We start from the raw sequence: 18,422 nt of genomic DNA on the forward strand, positions 1-18,422 counted from the left end.
GTCAACAAGCAACGCAGTCTCGCTAGGGTGCCGGTGCTGACAAAGAGGCTACTAAGGACGGGCTGCTACCCCGTCAGTGGATTCCGGCCCAGCTCACGCAAGGTGAGTTGGGCGGACGCTTACTTTCTAAGATCCCCAACCAAACATACCGCTGAACATCCTGGCTTAACGCGTTCACCTTGGTCACCGGCGCGGTTTCGGTGCATGTGCGCGAGCTTCCTTGGCTTTTGATTTTTTGGGCTTGTACTTACAGCGAGGGAAACCCGAGCACGATGTGAAATCCCCAAACTTGCCCGTTCGCTGAATGAGAACACCATGCTTGCAGACCGGGCATCGCTCCTCTCGGATCGGCTCTCCCTTAATATCGGTGAGGGCAACGACCCCATCAGTAACGAGCTCTGTAAGGAATGGTGAATTGCGGGCAGTTACGGTGTACATGACCACCGAGCGTCGTGCGCGAGTGAGCGCAACGTAGAACAATCGCCTCTCCTCCGCATGCAGATATCCATCGCCCTCGGGCATCACCAATCCAAAAACAGGATCGTCACCCTTTAGGCTTGGAAAGCCCCGTACCATCATGCCCGGCAGAATCACATAGTCAGCCTGGTCACCTTTCGAGGTGTGCATGGTCTTGAAGCGAATCTCTAGGCGGTCGCCGTAGCGCTGCCGCCATCCTGCTGGCATGAAGAATTCGTCGACCTTATAACGCCCTAGGATGAATACTGACACAAGGCGACCATCTGGTGAGGGAATAGAGTCGTTTGAAAGTCCTCCATAGAGGTCATCGAGGTACTGACGAATACCGTCCTTGATCTCGCCTTTGCCTGTCACTTGAAACGCTTGGAACGCCGGGCCTATCGGCTCGGTGACAGAGATAACAGTTTTGCGGAGCTGCACAGGATTCTTGGTCACGAACCGGCTGGAAGCATCGCAGATAGCTTGTGGGCAACGATAGGTGTTCTCAAGGTGGAATACTTGACCATGACCGTACCATTCTCTAAAACCAGTCATTACGGACACGTCGGCGCCGGCAAAGCGATTGATTGATTGCCAATCATCACCAACCGCAAATAAATAGCTGTGTGGCGTCTGTACCAAAGCCCTGCACAAGCGCGCTCGTGCACGAGACGCATCCTGGTATTCATCAGCCATAACCAACTTGTACGGAGATGGATAGCCGCGCTCCAGATGATCGGCAGCCAAGTTGATCATGTCCTCGAAATCGATTCCTCGATCAGCTTTCAGGGCTTCATCCCAACCCTCGATAACGGGCACAGCGAGCTCTAAGAACATCTTGTAACGGTATTTGAAGACACGCTTGGGCAGCGCGTCGTAGCGCTCATGAAGTTTTTGAGCCGTGAGGCTGTTGCTCTTGTAGTGCGAAATGAACGAGCGAAGCACCTTGAGCAAATCGAGGTGCTCCAGGGGAACGAGGCCTGACTTAGGTACAGGCCGATCAGGGTTTGGATCAAGCTCCACTCCGCGCGACTTCAGCTCTTGGGTCAGGTGCGCGAAAATTTCGCCGGTATTGACCTGGTGCGAGGTGGTCTCGATGAGAGTGGTTCCGTAAGCGGCATGGGTATCGCGCTTCCACTGCGCATCCTCCGCATAGTTTTGGAGATGTTCAGGGGCCTGGCCGTCGGCGTCAAAAGCGAAATGCTCGTGGTAAAGATTGATGGTGGGGTAATAGAAATCAGGCTGGTATTGGCGTCGACTTTCAGTGGCGGTGTCATGCTCGTAAGGCCGCTCGTAGGCATACTCCACGCCGTTGTAGAAAAGCCAATTCGCAATCAGTCTTTCCTGCTGACTTTCGACATGTTCGCCGTTCAGGGTAATCAGCTTCGCATCGCCATCCTGATCGAAGGCCTCAGCGATATCGCGCAACACTGCATGGGAATGATCTCGGCCAAACACCAATCGAAACATGTCCCACTTGGTACGATACGCATCCGAGCTGTCCTTCAAGCCGTCAACGATTTCCCCGAGCTTTTCCAAGCCGAGATCGGTTCGAGTGGCCCACTTCGGCACACTTGGCTTTTTGCCGGTCGCGCCGCCGATAATGTCCAACCCCAATGAGTGGAACGTCATTGCCTGAATGGTGATGCCTGGCATCTCCAAACGTTCCAAGGACTGAGCGGCTCTGACTTGCAGTTCCTCTGCCGCGTCTTTGTTAAAGGCAAGCATGATGATTTCAGAAGGAGCTACCAACGCACGGTGAACGGCATAGATGGCTTTAGCCACCATCGTGGAGGTCTTACCCGAGCCTGCCGACGCGATGAGCTGAACCCGATTATCAAAGCAGACGGCAGCCTGAGCTTGCTCATGATTCAGCGGGCGGGTCTCGACTTTGCTCAGAAGGTCTTCGCACGATTGCAGCTCCCGCAACAAGTGCGCTTCATTGCGAGCCTCCCACTGCTCTAGCCAGTCTTGTGACCAGTGGCTTAGCCGTGCGTGCACACGCGGCTTGTTGTCACCCATAGCAGTTTGGATGACTGGCGAATCAAACAGTGCTTTGAGCTTTGCAGGATCAATGCCCAGCGCAGCTCTCTTTATGAGCAGCTCATGCTGCATGTCGTAGGTGAGCCATTGATGCTGACTATCAGCGGCTGCCACGACCTGTTCGACCTCTTTCAGCCAGGTAATAATCTGCCCGTAGAGCTCACGGAACTGGTGCCTGCTGGCGGCAGCGCTTAGCTGTTGATCGAGTGCCGAACGCGCAGTATGCGAAAGCCCCACGAGGTTAAGCTCATAGCCCACCCACAGCTTCACGTTCGTCCAGAGCAGACGGCGATCAAATTTGAGCGTAGAGAAGGATTCTGGATGAACAGAATGGACTTGGCCATCCACTGAGACAACCAGTTGCTCTTTGTCGATCTTCAATTTCCAGGATCTGGATTTTCTGAAGAACCGGGCCCATCCTGAGGGGTGCCATTCCATCGTCATCGCTCAATCAAGTTGCAAAAGGACGAGAGTCTAGCAAACACAGACATTTGCATATCGGGCCTGCATCAGCAGGTGGCCTGTCATTGCTAAAGAGGAATGGGCGCGCATCTGCCTCGACGGCCAACCGCAACGATGGGTCTCTTACAAAAATCTCTGCAGCGGCTCCAACTGCTTTGCTACCCCGCAGCCGAAAAGAGACCGCCCGGCTCCGCAGCCAGAGCGCATCAACATACCCGACTATGGTTTTCGTGCCCCTGCTCTTAGGACGAATCTATATAGGCCAAGGGGCGGTCGCTACTGCATCACTTCTGGAGAAAATAAGCGGTACGCCGTGTAGCAGGAGCTTCTAGTGACTGGGCTTTCCTGGCCCACCGAGCTCGCGCAACTGGTAGTCGGTGACTGCTTGAAACTGATGCTCCGTAATGAGACGAAGGCGCTCCAGCTCAGCCTCCGTCACACCGTTTGCTTGAGCCTGGTGGTACCGTTTCAAAGCATCCACTGCATCGGTGTACATCGGATGGTCTGGAAGCAAAACCTTGCTGAGATCCCTCTGCATCATCTCTACTCCCATACTCTGTGGGTAGGCAGCTCGGTGTTCATTTGAAGAGGATAATGCTCGGCCTCGTATACTTCGATCAACAAAACCATCGCTTCGAACACCTTGGCCTCTTCAGTACCAGGTTCTGGCTCATTGTCGAACAGTGGCGAGACCTGTCTAAGGGCCGCTCGGTACTCATCTTCATTACGGATTTCGCGGATCTCCACACTGCGGCCCTCTTATTCTAATGAATCGGTTCACTTAAGGTATCTAGTCGATGACCACCTGGCACAGGTGGTCAGCCTCAAGGTGATGTCTTTCAATATCTGCTGCTGGCATCGAATTTACCTGCGATTCGCTATGGGTAGAATTGCCTACAGCGCCTGCTCATGTGTCCAGAACCGGAATAATCTTTTGCGATAACGTTATGCGATTATCGAAATTTCTGGAGTAACGAACTGCCGTATGTAGTTACATGGACGAGGAAGCAACGACACCACAGTGGATGCATACCTCAAAATGCTAATTTAGCTATTAGGGGAACCAAGCGCAGTGGCAGGTGGCTTTCTAACGACCGCAATGTAAGTGGAAGCAATGATTAGTAAGCCACCAGCATACTGCCAGACTGTCAGGCTTTCTGATAGCAGTAGGATGGCAAATGCGGCTCCGAACACCGGTTCCATCCCCATGATCAAAATTACACGCGTAGGGGAAGTCTTGCGTACCATGTGTGTCTGGATATAAAAAGCGATAAGAGTACAAAATATCACCAGGTATAAAGTAGTCAACCAAAATGTTGGATTTGTTGTAATGCTTGACACATGACCACCTTGATCAAATGCAATTAAGCCAACACCTGCTAGCAAAGCAACTGTTAGCATCTGTATGGCGGTTAAGGCCCCTGAATCAAGGTCTTTGTCTCCGACCCAATATTTAGTAACAATGATGCCAGCGGAACGTAGTAATGCAGCTGCGAGGATGATGAAGTCGCCTTCATTTAGACGCAAGCTGAAACTGCTATTTAGGCCAATCATGGCTGCTCCTATGCACGACAGCAAACATGCCAACAAGGTTTCGCCAGACAAAGGCTTTTTAAATATCAGGAACTCAAGTATAGGCGTCATTAGTACGCACGTACTTATGAAGAAGGCCGCATTAGCGGCAGATGTTTTCTGAACACCGGCAGTTTCAAAAACAAAAATCAGAAACAGAAGAACTCCCTGAATCGCCCCGCACCATAAAGTTTTTGTGCTGCGACCCTTCATCCCTCGCAACAAGATGGGCAGCATAAATATTCCGGCCAGCGAGAATCTGATAAACACAAATGCCAGGACAGTTGTATAGGCCAAAGCCAGTTTTACAGCTGGATAACTTGAACCCCACACCATTGCAACCAACAGCAATGCTGCGTCCGCCATATTGATTCTGGCAGATGTGTCCCGGCATTTGTATAATCTCATTGAGTCTTTATTCCTTTATAGTCTCAGGTTTTGTGATGCAGAGGGCACTTCCCTTGAAAACGACCCATTCCATCACCCAGCCAGTATTGAGTCCAGTCTTTATTTCCACCTTCTCCATGAGTAGTCATGTCAGGAGCGAGAGGCACATCATCATACGCTTCAATCCGCTTACGGATGATTTCTCTGACATCATCCCCTTTGGAATTGTAAGGCGCGACATGTTCAATGCCATCGCGCAACTGGTAAAGCAAAACCATATGTGAGCCAATATTTCGGCTATGCCTGACTTTATGGCTTGGAGCCAAAGCTGTGATGAAAGCGCGCTTACCAAACAAACAGTAAGCCCAGTCTGGATCATCAGGATCCGAAGGAATATTTGCAGGCCATAAACTTTTGTCAAGAGCCAGGAACCCGTTCAACAAGGCCCATACCGCTTGCTCCTGCTTTGTTTCGTCGAGTTTCGAGCAGTCAACGCACAGCATGAGCGTTTTGAGAGCCGCTGCTTGTTGATTTGGTGCTTTATCTACGACTTGAACGAAGTCGCGGATGGCATCGAAACCCTTTGCAATGTCCGAGGGGCGGAACGGGTCTTGGATAAAGCACATCATGAGATGGTCTTTATCATACCCGGAACGTGTGAATACACACGGATAGTCTTTACGAAGTATATGCTCTCGGATATCTTGAACTGCGCGAGACTGCCATTCTAGGAGATCCCGATGTTTAAGATGCTGCTCCGCCTTCTTAAACGAAATTAATCCATGTGCCATCACTGCAATCCTTGAGTGGAAATAAGCTTCGCTTGGTTATACACAGCCGTTGCAATTTGAATATCCTGCACCGCAACGCCGGTCAAGTCGACGACTGAGATGGCTTCCTCAGAGCGCTCGATGTCCGGCAGCGTAAGAAGATACCCGAGCTCGGTAAGTTTACTTGGACTAATGCTACCGTCTGCTATCGCATTGGCGCACTCGCCGCGATCAATACATTGACTGATGCTGTCGGCCACTAGCCAATCGGAGCGGTGGAGTAGCGCAGTGTCCAATTCCTGTTTTCCAGGGGTGTCGGCACCCACCGCATTAATATGAGTACCGGGGCGGACATCAGAGCTTTGAAATAACGGTTTTCTTGCTGTTGTTGTTGTAACAATCAACTTGGAACCCTCAACCACTTCACTCGCGCTGTCGCATATCCGGACATCGAAGCCTTGCATTGACATTTGACGTTGAAAATCGAGAGCTGACTCCTTATTGCGCCCGTACAATGAAACTTTTCTGCAATGCGTTACAAGTTTGAGGTAGCTGAGCTGCAACCTCGCTTGCGTGCCAGTTCCAATAATTCCGATCTGATCAACTTTGCGAGGAGCTAGGAGCTGGGCGGCTAGCGCACCTGCGATAGCTGTTCTCACATCTGTCAAATAACCCTCATCATGCAGTATGCACTCGAGTTCTCCGGTTAATTTAGAGAATACCAGCATTAAGCCATTACTCGAAGGAATGCCAAGTTTGGGATTATCATAAAAGCCCGAAGCAATTTTAATGACATACTTGTCTTGCCGGTGAATATACCCATATTTAATATGGACATCTCCTGGAGGAGATTCGAACTCCATCCCTCCAACCGGAGGAATAATCGCTTCATTTGCTGAGTATGCGATAAATCCATCTCTAATGATTTTCAGCAGATCAATTTCCGGAAGAATCTTCAGGATTTCGGCTTTGTTGATTAAACGCATGTGGGCTCTCAGCGCTGCCCAGCATCATAACTGGGTGTGTCGAAGGAGAAATGCACGTCTGGGAAGTCGGCAGCTAAGCTTTTGACTTGGTCTGCTACTTGTCCTGTTTTAGAGGGATTTGTGATGACGGTTGCAAGTAGTGATGCGATTTGCTTCATTTCGACCATCCCCATTCCTCTTCGTGTTAGCTCTTGAACACCAACGCGTAAGGTTGGGCGAGAAAATGCAATTCGTCCATTAACACTGATATTACTCCGAAAAAGCCGATCTGCTGCTGCCAAATGAGAGTCTTCCCAGCCTGAGCTGATTAGTAACTCGTGCGAAGTTGTGAACACTCCTTGGTAAGTCACTAAACCGATTCCGGACTTTACTAACTCAGTACCGAGTGACCGTGCATTTGTAAGCATTTGCTGCACATACTCTTTACCATAGCGCTGCATCTCTAAAATGGTGATGCACAAAGCAATTGTATGATGTGTATGCTGGCTTGATACCAAGCCCATGGACACAGTATTGGAGTATTTTCTCCCTACCTCCCGATCTTTGAAAAGCACCATGGCTTTCTGAGGGCCCGGGAAGGTTTTATGGGTATTTCCTTGGAGCACGTCAGCGCCTTCAAGAAGAGGGCGCTGAAACGCTCGTCCCGCAATCAGCCCCAGCGTGTGCGATGCGTCATAAACTAGAATACAATTTTTGGGGAGCAACGCCTTCAATTCACGCACGGGGAGATTGAATAAGGGAGTGCCGTGATCCAAGAACACCATAGAGGGAGAGATGTCCTGGAACTTTTTGGCGCACCCGCCCAGATCTATATTCAGTCTCTCATTATCCCAAGCAATGTAGTGTGAGGTTCGGCCCAGAGACTCCGCGACTTGCTTAGTTGCGAAGTGCCCACCATCCTCAGGAGCGATGGAGTAGACGGCATCACCTGCTTGAGTTAACGCGGCGATCGTCGACAAAGTTGCGTGCACTCCAGACACCAGACGTAGCTCGGCATGGGAAGCATCGAACATTTCACATGCTGCTGCAGTGGCCTGGAGTTCGAGATTATGAATTGCAGGAAGTGCTCTGCAACTAAACCCCCCTATCAACACGCTGGTATCAAGTCCGTTGTACGCTTCGGGCGTGCTCAAATGGTAGCGATTGCCTAAGTCTGCACTTAAAAATTGCCGTGCAGTTCGAGACATGCGATTTTCATAGGATGTCATGTGCAAAAAATTTGCGCATACGTCCTCTTCTTGTTTCAGGGCCAACATTATTTCATCGTGCATCGCAGATTTTCTCCACAATGCCTTCGGCGAAAGTGTACTCTGAAGGACGCACTACGCCTGAGAAATTGCTTCCCATAGACGATGCATAAGCACCAGCCATACCAAATACAACTCGATCACCTAGTTGAAGCTTAGGCAGGGAACTGTAGATTCCGAAGTAATCGATTGATGCAGGGGAGCTTCCACGCAAGATCGTTTCTGTACGAGCTGTCCCGGAGAGAGGCTGGGATACGGGGAACTGGAATGTCAAATTTGAAAGGAATCTATCTTGGAATCCAGCGAAAAGTGAGACATCTAGGTTTACACCATCGCGGTCGTTTGAGCGATGGAGATTCGTTACAGTTGCGACCAAGTAACCGCAGGGGCCGACGATATAACGACCAGGCTCTACTACGATTCTGAGACTTGGATGAATCTCTTGAATTGATCGTATCGATGACGCCATGCTCTTAGCGTAAATTTCCTCGATGGATGGCGCATTCACGCCATCATATGAAATAGGTGTACCACCACCTAGGTTTAAAATCTCGATGGGAAAAGCCAGATCGCGAAGTACCGCGGCCAGATTTTCAATGTTCTGCTTCCAAGCAGAGAATGAAGTAACTTGACTGCCAAAGTGGTTATGAATACCTACAACCTTCACCCATTCATGCTCGACAGCCAGAACCTGAGGAAGTTTTTGCAGATCTATACCTTGTAACATGCCGGATGTTCCAAAGGGAGACTCACTTGCACTTTGACCTGCGTCAACTCTAATCAAAACTTTGGCTGACACACGAATCTTGCTTGCTGCCTCCTCAACACGAAGCAATTGAGTTTCTGAGTCCACGACTACATAAAGGCCCGCTTGGAGCACCTCTACAGCATCTTCAACAGTCAGAGAGCCTGAACAATAAAAACTTTTTGCTAAAATCTCTGGACTGGTGAACCTTTGAATTTCGCGCAAGTGCATAGGTGATGTCACTTGCATCGCGCAACCCATTCTGACTAGTGGCTCTGCAAGAAGTGGGTTAGTTTTGTAGGAGTAGGCGATCCAATTATTTCTCCCAAACTGATCGATTGTATTTTGGATTAAGGTCTTTGAGCGCGATAGCGTTTCCAGGCAGTACACGAATGCTGGGGTTTTAACTTCGCTAAAAACTATTTCCATCGACTGCATTTATAAGTTCCATCTTTTGATTGCTGAAGAATTACACTTGGAGCGCCTGTTTTAGGCTGGCCTGGTCAATATTGGAGCCAGTCAGTACGAGGCATACTTTTTCTGAGAACTCCTGCTTGCCACTCAGAAGTGCAGCAATAGTCACTGCCGCTGATCCCTCGACCACAATACCGAGGTTTTGATATGCCCAAGCGATGGCGTTGCTGATATTAGACTCACTGACTGTTAGAACACCGGTCAAGTTTTTTGAGCAGAGCGCGTAAGTGTTTTTTGAGATTGCTCCTGCAAGCCCATCCGCTATACTTGATGTCCCACTGTATTCGGTATCGAATTGCCCTTTTGCCAGCGACTTAGCCATGGCGCAATTATTAGCGGGCTCCACACCGTATATATTCTTAACTTTACCCTTTAGATAAGCTCCAATCCCAGATGCGAGCCCCCCTCCTCCGATAGGGACAAGGACATCAAACTCGATCAGTTGATTTTGAAGACATGATTCAATCTCTAATGCGAGGGAGCCACCATTCCCGCAAATGATGAATTCATCGTCAAAACTGGAAATGTATTCTCCATTTGCTTCGCGACATGCAGCTATTGCTAGATCTTCGCTTTCGTCGTAGTGACTTCCAGTGACTTCAAGGATCGCCCCCGCACTACGAATCTTTTGACGCTTTACCTCGGGCGTTGATGTAGGTACGTAGATGATTGCAGTGAACCCTAACTCACGCGCAGCTAAAGCTAGGCCAATGCCATGATTTCCAGCAGAAGCAGCATATACGATAGGCTTTCGCCCATTGGCCATCAAGTATTTCAGTTTTAGCATAGCTCCGCGTACTTTGAAACTCCCTCCGGCCTGAAGGTATTCAGCTTTCACATATACTTTTGATATGCCCGCGGCTTTGGCAAGCGTAGGTACTGAGAATATCGGAGTGTTGACAATTAATGTCGACCCCAGGCCTTTACCCATCTCGCTCCAAGCAGTAGATAGATCGAGCCGCTCACTTTCTATGAACTGATTCTTCATCTTTGATCTCCATATCTTTCGGGGCAGGAACTTATCAAGCGATGCGGTTTCTGAAAATGAAAAAAATTTCATAAATTATGGTTCGAAGCCGTTGCGAAGGGCATCACGGGGAGAAATCGAACGCATTCACCACTTAAAACCCCATGGTTTTCAGTAGGTTACCTTCCCTTAGAAATCTTTTAGCACCCACTGAAATTTTAATATTGAGTACTGGTGAGAAGGTCACTTCAAAATTGGCTATTGAAGATTTACATAGTTCGTGATTGAGCTTCTGACTTTGATTCATTTGGAGTCGGTAGTCAGTACGATGCACGCGTTTGGATACTTAGAACCGACAGCGCCGCTGGATAGCCTCAACCATGTTGGTATTTTCTCGACCAACGACTGAGCCCACTCATTTGATTAGATCAGGTCTGCGCCGATCTTCTGAGCCAACGGCTCATAAATCCTTCAGCCCTGCATAAGTGCTTCGCTGTTGCGATGGGTTACATGTGTCTTACCCAAGTCGTACGTACCTCTCGAAACTCGGTCAAATCCAGCATCGCTCTAGACAAGCTAGGGCAGATTAGTAGCCGGCTCGAGCTGAGCCCGCTGACACACCTCACCTCGACACTCAGTGAGGACACAGGTCGAACGCCCGCAGATCTGATGTCCAAGCTAACGGAAGAATTTGTCGAATTGCAGCGTGATGGCGGGCCACCAGGCCTTCGTATCAAGGTGGAAGCACCTGATGCTGTTCGCCGTCCTCGTTTGAATGCGCCAAAGACAATTCAAGCAGGGGTCTGGGAGTCTAGGCAGGCAGAACTAGCTTTCGCCGACTAAATGTCACCCCTGCTCAACTCTTCGCATAGCGAGACGATTGCTCAGGGAGAAGTAGGAGAGCCGACTGGATAATGCTCGGCCTCGTATGCTTCGATCAGCAAAACCATCGCTTCGAAAACCTCAGCCTCTTCGGTACCAGGTGCAGGCTCATTGTCGAACAGCGGCGAGACCTCTCTGAGGGCAGCTCGGTACTCATTTTCATTGCGAATCAGGCGAATCGTCACGGTTGGGGCTCCTTCAATGAACTGACTCACCCAGGGTGCCGGCGCTGTGTAACTGGTAGTCGATCACTGTCTGGTAGAGATGATCAGCCTCCAGTCGAAGGCGTTCGATTTCCTCTGCGGGTAGTCCATCAGCCAGGGCGTTGTTATAAGCTCGAATTGCCTCAAGAGCCTGCCTGAGCAGCGGCTCGCCGGCTTCGGCCATACCCAACACTGTTCTCTTCACTTCTTGAGCCTCAATGATTTGGCATCCTTCATCTGAGGGCTTAGTGTACTCTCGGTGCCGCCAGGTCGACCACGGAGATACGGATGGCAATCACAGCAGTGATCTTCGATGCGTTCGGCACAACCCTGCGGATCGGGACACCCATACACCCGTATCGCCGGCTGCTGCGAGAAGGCGCTAAGAATGGCCGGCGCCCTAGCCCAGGCGACCTCCATAAACTGATGACTATTGATGCCGGGTTTCGAGAAGCTGCTGACATCCTCGGCATCCAGGTCGCAGCGACGCGCAGGGCTGAGATCGAGTCTGACCTTCAACGCGAGATCGAGTCGATCGAGGTGTTCCCGGATGCACGCGATGCGATCGCCCTCCTCCATGAGCACGGTGTAGCTACCGCCATCTGCAGCAACCTCGCTGCACCCTACGGGCCGGCAGTGAAGAAGCTACTGCCAGATCTCAACACCTATTCGTTCAGCTACGAGCTCAGCGTGACCAAGCCCGACCCAGCGATCTACCGCGCCGTGTGCCATGATCTTGGGGTTGCGCCTGGCCACCTGTTCGGCGGTTCGGCTCAAGTAGCAATGATTGGCGATTCGCCGCGCTGTGATCGAGATGGGCCTCGAGCTTTTGGCATCAAAGGCTTTCATCTTGATCGATCGGGTGCCGGCGCTATACGAGATCTCGTGCAATTCGCAGATCTGGTCGTCGAGCAGTTCACCAAGGAGCTGGGCTGATGAAGCAGCATCCATCTCCGAGCACGACCGGCATCTACTGTGGAGCAACGACTTCTATGTTCATCTCGCCTTCCATCTTGGCCAGTGCCGAGGAGCTGGCAAGAAAGGCAGCAGAATTGAATGGCCTCATTGCGCCCCAAACCGCTACCCGACTGGCGCAGCTCATTGAGGCTGCAGATGCGCCGCTGACGCAGGTATGGGATGCCACGGAACACGGATCTGACCAAAAGAAATTTCGTCCTGATCCATCTATCGATCCTCGCCGTCGCATCGTTGCGGTACTAGGCCATCACGATCAGTTGCTCATCAGCGTGCCAGAGGGGCGCAGCGCTGCGTGGGTGTACATCAGGCACAGCTTCGAACAGCTTGGCCTTCATCCCCGTTTGTGGCGCCTGCCCAGAGCAATCAGCCGCTGGAGCCAGATGCACGAAGGTGAAACAGAGCTGTTGGAATTCAAGCTCATGACTTGTATCGAAGAGGTCGATCACATCCTTGATGCGTTCAACCGCAAAAATCTTCGCGAGCGAGTTCTCCAATTCTTCGGTAGCAGCAAGCTCATGAAGGATGCTGGAGTAAGCTCAAGTACGGGGCCAGCGTTACTGAATCTGATGATTCTGGGTTCACTGCCCAATTGCGAATTTCAAACCTTCACCGGGCTTGCACCAGCAGAGGCTGTCGCAGAATTAGCGCGACTGAAAGAGCTTGGGATGGTGATGACGTCTTCAAGCAGAACTGATTGGGTTGAGCCAGGCCTGCCCTCATGGGTCGCTGAAGGCATTTTAGGGCTCTAGACATCTCAAGCGGTCAATTGCGGATGCTATCCGCAGAGGCAGGTCATGTTGTTGGCTCATCACCACACCACGTATCCTCTAAAACGCTCCTGAACACGCCCGCAAGAGATGGATGCTGCCCTGCCTCTTGCAGTTCTAGCACAAGCGCCTTCAAGGCTGCTGCCTCTTCTGGGGTCATTATCAAATCGCAGTAGTGAAATCCCTTCGTGGCTTCTCTCAACTGCGCTTTGTAGTCGTCCGGCATTCTGAGTCACCCATTAGCGTCGTCGGCTTGCCAAGCTTAAAAGCAAAAACCGCCACAAGGGCGGTTTTGGCACGTGTTCAGAGCGATCTTCTCAGGCCAGCCAGGACTCAACTTCATCGGCGCCGTACTGAGCTTTCCACTCTTTGAGCAGCTTGTGATTGCCGCCTTTGGTCTCGATGATTTCACCGTTATGCGGGTTCTTGTACTGTTTCACCTGGCGAGCACGACGCGGTGCTTTCTCTAAGGCAGCAGGTGCTCCGCGGCGACCAGCCTGCGGATCTAGCAGGTTAATGATGTCACGCAGGCTGAAACCGTATTTGTTCAGCAAATCACGCAGCTTTTCCTCAAACTCGATTTCTTTCTTGAGCTCGGAACTGCCCTTCATTGCCTCGAGCTCAGCGAGCTGAGCAGCCAAGGTTTGCTCTAATTTACGAAATTCTGCTAAGCGAGACATGGATGATCCTCAGGTGTTCGAAAAGTACTCATAGCGTACCCCAACGGGGGGAAGCGATCCTAATGAATTCGATAACGCAATGCCAAATGTAAGCGCTCCATGAACCCCACATTCAAAGCGCTTACCTGATCTCCGATGCTGTGCTCCCGATTTCTTTCTGGAGTTCGCCGACCATGATGCGACCCGACGCCAAAGTCGAAAAAGTGTACCTCTACCCCAAGCCCGTCGACTTCCGAAAGTCCATCGATGGCCTGGCTGCGCTGGTCGAACTCGATATCAAAGTGGCGGTGTTCGACCCGGTGCTTTTCGTCTTTCTCAACAAGCCGCGCAACCGCGTGAAGATCTTGTACTGGGAACGCAACGGCTTCTGCCTCTGGCTCAAACGCCTGGACTCCGAACGGTTCAAAACCTCACCCGATCCGACTGACGTGGCCATCGTACTGACCGTTCAGGAACTGAACTGGCTACTCGACGGCTTCGACCTCTGGCGCAACCGTCCGCATCAGGTTTTGACGCCTCGATACGTCGCCTGATTCGGTATAATCCGCGGCATGATTTCCATGCCCGAAGACCTCCCTGACGATCCTGTTCTGCTCAAGCAACTGCTTGAGCAGATGATCAACGAGCGCGCGTCCGACAAGGGCAAGATCGTTCATCTCGAAGAGGAAGTTGCGCTGTTGCGCCAGCGCCTGTTCGGGCGCAAGACCGAGCAGACAAGCGATGCGGCGACGCCACAGTTGCCGCTCTTCGACGAAGCGGAAAGCCTGGCAGAACCCTTGGATGAGGCTGGCGATGGAGAAGTCGTTGCGCCGACCAAGCGCCGTGGTAAACGCAAACCACTGCCGGCTGATTTGCCGCGTATCGAGGTTGTCCACGAACTGCCCGAGCATGAGCTGACGTGCGCTTGTGGCTGCCGCAAACATGCCATTGGTGAAGAGGTCAGCGAACAGCTTGAAATCGTCCCGATGCAGATTCGCGTCATCAAACATGTTCGCAAGGTGTATGGCTGCCGCAACTGCGAGTCAGCGCCCGTAACGGCGGACAAGCCTGCCCAGGTGATCGAGAAGAGCATGGCTAGCCCGAGTGTGCTGGCCATGCTGCTCACCACCAAATACGTAGACGGCTTGCCGCTTCATCGCTTCGAAAAAGTGTTGGGGCGCCACGGTGTCGATATCCCGCGCCAAACCCTGGCACGCTGGGTGATTCAATGCAGCGAGCACTTCCAACCGCTGCTGAATCTGATGCGCGAAAGCCTGTTGAGCAGTCGGATCATCCACTGTGACGAAACACGTGTGCAGGTGTTGAAAGAGCCGGGTCGTGAGCCCAGCAGCCAATCCTGGATGTGGGTACAAACCGGCGGCCCACCTGATCGCCCGGTGATCCTTTTCGACTACGCCACCAGCCGAGCGCAGGAGGTGCCGACGCGCCTGTTGGATGGCTATCGCGGCTATGTCATGACCGACGACTACGCCGGTTACAACGCGCTGGCCGCGCAGGACGGCGTGGAGCGATTGGGCTGTTGGGCGCACGCACGCCGCAAGTTCGTCGAAGCGCAGAAAGTGCAGCCCAAGGGTAAAACCGGGCGCGCAGACATCGCCCTGAATTTGATCAACAAGCTGTATGGCATCGAGCGCGACCTTAAGGACGGCAGCGATGAAGATCGTAAGGCTGCCCGCATGGAGCGCAGCCTGCCATTGCTGGCTCAACTGAATAGCTGGGTAGAGAAAACGCAACCTCAGGTCACGACGCAGAATGCCTTGGGCAAGGCCATCGGCTACTTGGCCAGCAACTGGAGCAAGTTGGAACGTTACGTCGAGCAAGGCTGCTTACCGATCGACAACAACGCAGCCGAGCGAGCGATCCGCCCGTTTGTCATCGGCAGAAAGAACTGGTTGTTCAGTGACACGCCCAAAGGTGCCACTGCCAGCGCACAACTTTACAGCTTGGTAGAAACGGCCAAAGCCAACGGCCAAGAACCCTATGCGTGGCTGCGCCACGCATAGGAACGCTTGCCGCATGCGGCCTCAGTGGAAGACTACGAAGCGCTGCTGCCGTGGAATTGCACACCTCAAATACATAGCTGAGTGCTCTGCCCATCGTTGGTTAGGTGGGGTTCATGGAGCGCTTACTGCCAAATTAGCTCGGGAGTCATTTCAACACGTATGCAATACGCAGCAGCACTTGGCGACTCTAACCCTAAGATCAGCTAGGTCGTATGATTCCATGCGCATACACCATCAAAGCGCCGGGCGTCTTTGCCCATCGACAGCAATCAGGTTGAGAACCACGTACGTGCGCACTCAGTGACTAGAGCTGGTTGTTTGCCGGCTCGCTGCGCGGCGGTAATCGGGGTGCGGCCATCATGAGTTCGATCCAGTGGGTGCTGGCCTGTCTAACGCAAGTTACTCAGGCCAAACGTTACGAAGGACGCACTAATGATGGGAAGGGGCTACCTCGCCATCGAAGTCCCCAAGCACCGCTGCTGCGAACTCAAGCTCTTGGCTTCGATTGCTCAGGGTCTCGAAGTGGTACTCCAGCATGGAGCGATCGATAGTCGACTCCTGTAGCATTACAAGAGTCCGAGAACTGCTCAGGACGTCTCACTCGCAGAAAGTCTTGCGGCTTGGGAGCAGTTATTCTGATAGCCGATTGTTCCTTGTCCATCATCCACTCCTGAAATGACCATTGGCATCGCCCAGCTACGACCAACGCTCTGAACGCAGATCAACGCAGCCCCCGGCGTCATCGTGATGGTGTGCGGTACACAATGCGTGGGAACGTCCGCACATAATGGCTGATCGGACGGTCGTGTTCTCCAGCCCTAGCAACCGAAGCTGGTGCTTGCTTGAATTTACAAGGCTGGCCTCTCGGGCTGCCAAAGAATGCAGCTGAAATTGTTTAAGCCCCCACCGTAGGGATTAGGCCTCACTGCGAACACTTCAGGTACAGCATCACCGTCGCCACCATCGCGGAAGAACTCCCTCAAAGAGAGGAGCGCCTGAGCCTTCAAGCGCTCCCATTCTCGATGCCGACTATCTTCGAGAGGGCTGCATGTCGCGACTCGACATGGATGTCTTAGCATTGTCTGACAATTGACAGCTTTAATGACCGTTGCGCTGCCCCAATCTGATTCGATCTAGAATTTTGGGTATATCGTCATAGCCCTCATACCAGATTACCGTAACACCCAACTCCCTCATGAGCTCCTCATTCGTACTATGATGGCGATCCAAGAAACGTTCGATGATAGTATTGGGGATTTTGAGAGGAATGTTTGCATTGCCCTTCTTGAACTTCGCAGAATTTAAACGACGCATAAAAGCATAATGCTTGGGTTTCTCTATAGACTTTGCAGCAATCTCAAGCAGCCTGCGAAGGTTAGGATCTGTGAGAGACAGGCCTATCATGAGGCAGGAGGTCTCTTTTAGAATGCTTAGCTGGATTAGGTTAGACCAGTGGTAGGCATCACGATAAATCTGATGATACCCCTCCTCCGAAAACACCAAGGTGCAGCGATCCAAATTCGCATACTCCGACCTGTCCTGCGGCAAAAAACCATGGACATGATAGATTGGCAGCTCTTCTGCCGAGGCAGTTTCAAACTCTTCAAACACACTTTTATGTACGAGCGATTTATTTTTCAACGCGCGCTCAAGTAAATCGTCAAAATTATAAGTCATGATAGACTTAACCCTTGCACCCGTTCGCGTCGGAGTGCACATATCAGCGATCGCCTTTATCAAATCTGACTCGATTGGGTAACTACTATCCCGAAGCTCATAAAGTTGACTAGTGATTTCCTCAGTAAAAACTTGCTGCTCTGTCTGCGACCCGGCAGCCAACCCTTTTCGAATATATCTGGCGAGCATCAACGCAGACGGCCCATCAACTTCCATGAGGCGTCCTACAATTTGGGCCACTTGATCATTATTGCTTTCACCCTCACCGATATTTTCTTCGGAAAGCATTGAAACGAACAAAGAGCTCAGCAAGGTATTCCAATCCGGAAGGCCGGCACTGCTCGACACGCCCGCGCCCAGTGCCAAAGAGAAACTTCCGTTGCGATACTGCTCAGAAATTACTTTAATTGTTTCTTCTCGTTCCTCCCTCCAAGCACTGGATGAACGCGAAGCTGCCATTTTCAGTCGCACTGAGAACATATTTTCAGCAAGCGTTTCCGCAGCCGCGGCGTGTTTTAACAGCAGACTATCAAGTTGATCCTTACCCCAGAAATAAAACGGGAAACTAGTAGCCTCAGCAAATAGAGCCGGCAGCTTATCAATTGTGACCTTGGGTGCAACAATCAGCAGCCGATACCCAGGCTTAGCCCACTTGGAGTAATGACTCAATATTGATTCGACTTTCTTTTTGCTTATAGCAAAAACAACTTCAATAGCGACCGGCTCGTGAATATCGCCAATACCTTTAGGAGCAGTCACATCAAAAGCAACGCCCTGCCCGCCATGATGATCAATCTGTTGCCCCAAAGACTCCGCTTCAAGCTCAAGAAGCTTGATTATGAAAGCTTCTAAGAAGTAATAACCACCTGAACCATAGCTTGACAAGCGCTCTTCTAATGCTTCGAAGTACATGTATTCTCCGACGAATAAACGGTTCAAAAAGCTTGAGGGTGCCGCCAGCAAGCTACCACAACATACTGCCTTCAGCTAGACAGCGGACGCATCAGGAATGAGGCAAGTTTTGCAGTAAGCTTTCCAAAGCTAAGGAGGCAACGGCCTCCTTAGGCAAAGTGCTTACCGTACGCCTGGTGAATAAACTTTTTTATCCGCAAACATCAAGAGT

15 protein-coding genes and 2 pseudogenes are annotated in these 18,422 nt (G+C 51.4%); 4 read left to right on the forward strand and 13 right to left on the reverse strand.

Annotation, left to right across the window (positions count from 1 at the left end):
- Positions 1-183: 183 nt before the first annotated feature.
- From ACLEJU_RS04655 to ACLEJU_RS04700, 10 genes are all read right to left on the reverse strand, one after another.
- A complete protein-coding gene (locus tag ACLEJU_RS04655; RefSeq protein WP_435421989.1) occupies positions 184-2,937 on the reverse strand; it encodes a UvrD-helicase domain-containing protein in 2,754 nt (917 codons plus the stop codon).
- A gap of 352 nt (positions 2,938-3,289) precedes the next feature.
- Positions 3,290-3,499: a hypothetical protein gene (locus tag ACLEJU_RS04660; RefSeq protein ID WP_435422058.1), complete on the reverse strand. Its 210-nt coding sequence runs from the start codon at positions 3,497-3,499 to the stop codon at positions 3,290-3,292.
- Between the two features lie 509 nt (positions 3,500-4,008).
- Entirely contained in the window at positions 4,009-4,941 is a 933-nt protein-coding gene (locus tag ACLEJU_RS04665; RefSeq protein ID WP_435421990.1) for a DMT family transporter, read from the reverse strand.
- A 23-nt stretch (positions 4,942-4,964) separates the two neighbouring features.
- On the reverse strand, positions 4,965-5,711 hold the full coding sequence (locus tag ACLEJU_RS04670; protein ID WP_435421991.1) for a YqcI/YcgG family protein: 747 nt from the start codon (positions 5,709-5,711) through the stop codon (positions 4,965-4,967).
- Positions 5,711-6,676, reverse strand: coding sequence for an ornithine cyclodeaminase family protein (locus tag ACLEJU_RS04675; RefSeq protein ID WP_435421992.1), 966 nt, complete (start codon positions 6,674-6,676; stop codon positions 5,711-5,713). Before ACLEJU_RS04675 ends, ACLEJU_RS04670 begins: the two co-directional genes overlap by 1 nt.
- Positions 6,677-6,684: 8 nt before the next feature.
- Positions 6,685-7,932, reverse strand: a complete 1,248-nt coding sequence (locus ACLEJU_RS04680; protein ID WP_440776674.1) for a hypothetical protein — start codon at positions 7,930-7,932, stop codon at positions 6,685-6,687.
- Positions 7,933-7,936: 4 nt separating this feature from the next.
- Complete coding sequence (locus ACLEJU_RS04685; protein ID WP_435421994.1) at positions 7,937-9,106, reverse strand: diaminopimelate decarboxylase family protein; 1,170 nt, start codon at positions 9,104-9,106, stop codon at positions 7,937-7,939.
- A 31-nt stretch (positions 9,107-9,137) separates the two neighbouring features.
- The gene (locus ACLEJU_RS04690; protein WP_435421995.1) at positions 9,138-10,130 is read right to left on the reverse strand and encodes a threonine ammonia-lyase; all 993 of its coding nucleotides are present in this window, start codon (positions 10,128-10,130) and stop codon (positions 9,138-9,140) included.
- Positions 10,131-10,993: 863 nt separating this feature from the next.
- Positions 10,994-11,176 carry a transcriptional regulator gene (locus ACLEJU_RS04695; RefSeq protein ID WP_435421996.1) on the reverse strand — a complete coding sequence of 61 codons (183 nt, stop codon included), beginning with the start codon at positions 11,174-11,176 and terminating at the stop codon, positions 10,994-10,996.
- Positions 11,177-11,189: 13 nt separating this feature from the next.
- Entirely contained in the window at positions 11,190-11,378 is a 189-nt protein-coding gene (locus tag ACLEJU_RS04700; protein WP_435421997.1) for a hypothetical protein, read from the reverse strand.
- A gap of 104 nt (positions 11,379-11,482) precedes the next feature.
- Between ACLEJU_RS04700 and ACLEJU_RS04705 the strand changes: the two genes are divergently transcribed.
- Both ACLEJU_RS04705 and ACLEJU_RS04710 read left to right on the forward strand, forming a co-directional pair.
- Entirely contained in the window at positions 11,483-12,130 is a 648-nt protein-coding gene (locus ACLEJU_RS04705) for an HAD family hydrolase (RefSeq protein ID WP_435421998.1), read from the forward strand.
- Positions 12,130-12,921 (forward strand): hypothetical protein, encoded by a 792-nt coding sequence (locus ACLEJU_RS04710; RefSeq protein ID WP_435421999.1) that lies wholly within the window; start codon positions 12,130-12,132, stop codon positions 12,919-12,921. The genes ACLEJU_RS04705 and ACLEJU_RS04710 overlap by 1 nt, the downstream gene beginning before the upstream one ends.
- A gap of 335 nt (positions 12,922-13,256) precedes the next feature.
- Here the strand turns inward: ACLEJU_RS04710 and ACLEJU_RS04715 are convergent, their stop codons facing one another.
- The gene (locus ACLEJU_RS04715; protein ID WP_435422000.1) at positions 13,257-13,619 is read right to left on the reverse strand and encodes a histone-like nucleoid-structuring protein, MvaT/MvaU family; all 363 of its coding nucleotides are present in this window, start codon (positions 13,617-13,619) and stop codon (positions 13,257-13,259) included.
- 173 nt (positions 13,620-13,792) lie between these two features.
- On the opposite strand from ACLEJU_RS04715, the gene tnpB reads away from it, so the two are divergent.
- Both tnpB and tnpC read left to right on the forward strand, forming a co-directional pair.
- A complete protein-coding gene (tnpB, locus tag ACLEJU_RS04720; RefSeq protein WP_054913089.1) occupies positions 13,793-14,152 on the forward strand; it encodes an IS66 family insertion sequence element accessory protein TnpB in 360 nt (119 codons plus the stop codon).
- An 18-nt stretch (positions 14,153-14,170) separates the two neighbouring features.
- Positions 14,171-15,703, forward strand: a pseudogene (gene tnpC, locus ACLEJU_RS04725) (IS66 family transposase).
- A gap of 767 nt (positions 15,704-16,470) precedes the next feature.
- Here the strand turns inward: tnpC and ACLEJU_RS04730 are convergent.
- Both ACLEJU_RS04730 and ACLEJU_RS04735 read right to left on the reverse strand, forming a co-directional pair.
- Positions 16,471-16,665, reverse strand: a pseudogene (locus ACLEJU_RS04730) (hypothetical protein); the annotation flags it as partial.
- A 55-nt stretch (positions 16,666-16,720) separates the two neighbouring features.
- Complete coding sequence (locus ACLEJU_RS04735; RefSeq protein WP_435422001.1) at positions 16,721-18,211, reverse strand: SIR2 family protein; 1,491 nt, start codon at positions 18,209-18,211, stop codon at positions 16,721-16,723.
- Positions 18,212-18,422 lie beyond the last annotated feature (211 nt).

This window comes from Pseudomonas sp. SMN11, from assembly GCF_052041945.1.
Classification (GTDB): domain Bacteria; phylum Pseudomonadota; class Gammaproteobacteria; order Pseudomonadales; family Pseudomonadaceae; genus Aquipseudomonas.